The organism is Streptomyces sp. CO7, from assembly GCF_053474865.1.
Map to the genome: position 1 here is coordinate 107,032 of NZ_JBRIOU010000002.1, position 2,084 is coordinate 109,115.

Here is a 2,084-nt window from a genome sequence, read left to right on the forward strand (position 1 = left end):
GCGCTGCCCTGCCCCGCCCCGTCCCTCTTCCCCGGCGCGCCGACCTGACCGAAAGGCCTTCGACCTGTCATGCCAGAGCTGGTGTTCTTCTCCGGGACGATGGACTGCGGCAAGTCGACCCTGGCCCTCCAGATCGCCCACAACCGGTCCGCCCGCGGCCTCGAGGGGCTGATCTTCACCCGGGACGACCGGGCCGGTGAGGGCAAGCTGTCGTCGCGCCTGGGTCTGGTGACCGACGCGGTGGAGGCCGGCACCGGGTTCGACCTGTACGGGTACGTGGTGGACCGGCTGCAGCGGGGCGGCCGCATCGACTACGTCATCGCCGACGAGGCGCAGTTCCTGGCTGCGGAGCAGGTCGACCAGCTGGCGCGGATCGTGGACGACCTGGAGATGGACGTCTACGCCTTCGGCATCACCACCGACTTCCGCACCCGCCTCTTCCCCGGCTCGCAGCGGCTGATCGAGCTCGCCGACCGTGTCGAGACCCTGCAGGTCGAGGCGCTGTGCTGGTGCGGGGCCCGTGCCACGCACAACGCGCGCACGGTGGGCGGCGTGATGGTGGTCGAGGGCGAGCAGGTGATGGTCGGCGACGTCGCCAACCAGCCGGACGAGATCGGTTACGAGGTGTTGTGCCGCCGCCACCACCGCCGTCGGATGACCAGCGCCACGGCCAAGGCGGCCTCCCTGTCCCCGGACGTGCTGCCGGTCAGCTCCGGCTGACGCCGCGCCCGGACGCCGGACGCCGAACGCCAGGCGGTCCGCGCGGCGGGGGAGACCGGCGCTGCGGGGGAGACCGGCGCCGTGGCGGAGCCCGGGCCGGAACTCCGCCACGGGCCGCGCGCGGCGTCCCGGCCGCGCCCGCTCAACGGGCGAGTCCCGGGCGGAGGTCACCGGCCTCGGCCGGACGGTCCGGCGTGGCGGCGCTGATCCGGCGGTCACGGAAGCGCTCGAGGATCTTCGCCGCCGGGACCCTGGAGCCGGGCGTGCGGAGACTCGACTCGCGGTCGCCGCCGAACCGCGAACAGACCGAGATGTGGGCGTCGTAGGCCGTCGACATCGCCTCGAGCAGCCGCGTGTACGACTTGTCGACGGCGGGAGCGGGTGACGCCAGCAGCGGCTTGACCCGGTTGAGCAGCTTCAGCAGGATCCGGTGGTCACGCAGCTGCAGGCCGCTGAACCTGGCGTTGATGTGCGGCGGCATCATCGCGGGACGGACCGCGTCCGAGTAGTGGGTGGGCGTGAAGTCTCCGGCGTACCGCATCGCCGTGCCGGACCCGACCATCAGCACCGTGGCGTCCTCGAGCAGCCGGCAGATGCTCCCGGTGTCCTCCGGCTCGTTCGCGAGGGCTTCCTCGAGACAGCCGACCGACACGATCAGCGCCTGTATGAGCGCGAAGAACACCTGGTGACCGAGGCGCCAGCGGATCAGCGGGTCGACCCGCGCCTCGCCGGGCCCGGCACCCGTGCCACCGCCCGCTCCGGTGACCTCCGTGCGGGTGCGGGCGGCCTGCTCGAAGGGTGTGCCGGCCACTCCGACCCGCCACAGCGCGTGGAAGGGCACCAGAAACGCCTCGCGCAGCTGGGCCCGCTCACCGCTGCAGAGCCCCGACCCGGCCGAGAGGGCGTCGTCGAGGTGGCTGCGGAGGGCTTCGAGCACGGTGCGGGTGAAGGTCTCCACCGGGTTCCCGGTGACCCTGATCGCGCCGAAGAACAGGTCGTGCTCCTCGTACAGGTCCTCCGGCAGGGAAGCACGCTCCACGTCGCTGTACTTGGCGGGAACGGCCGGCGCGGCCAGGCAGGCGAGGGCGGCCTCCACCGCGGCCAGCGCGCCCAGGTCGGAGGTGTGCGGGGTGACGCCCAGGACGGTCCGCACGGCGTCCGCGGTGCGCTGGTTCATCATGCCGGTGACGGCGCTTCCGGAGGCGGGCAGCTGTTCCGCCTTCAGCAGGTGGAGGGGTGGGACATCCGCATCAAGGACCTGCGATGCAACCTCAATCACTGCGCTGACTCCTCGGGTTGACTGACATGTCCGTGATCCGGAACGGAACGGACCGGCGGGAAGCGGGGAGGGGGAAGTAGGGAAG

2 protein-coding genes are annotated in these 2,084 nt (G+C 72.1%); one reads left to right on the forward strand and one right to left on the reverse strand.

Annotated elements, in window-relative coordinates:
- Positions 1–69 precede the first annotated feature (69 nt).
- Entirely contained in the window at positions 70–720 is a 651-nt protein-coding gene (locus ACOV8S_RS02365) for a thymidine kinase (RefSeq protein WP_448315820.1), read from the forward strand.
- A gap of 142 nt (positions 721–862) precedes the next feature.
- Here the strand turns inward: ACOV8S_RS02365 and ACOV8S_RS02370 are convergent, their stop codons facing one another.
- On the reverse strand, positions 863–1,999 hold the full coding sequence (locus ACOV8S_RS02370) for a hypothetical protein (protein WP_448315822.1): 1,137 nt from the start codon (positions 1,997–1,999) through the stop codon (positions 863–865).
- Between the last annotated feature and the right edge of the window lie 85 nt (positions 2,000–2,084).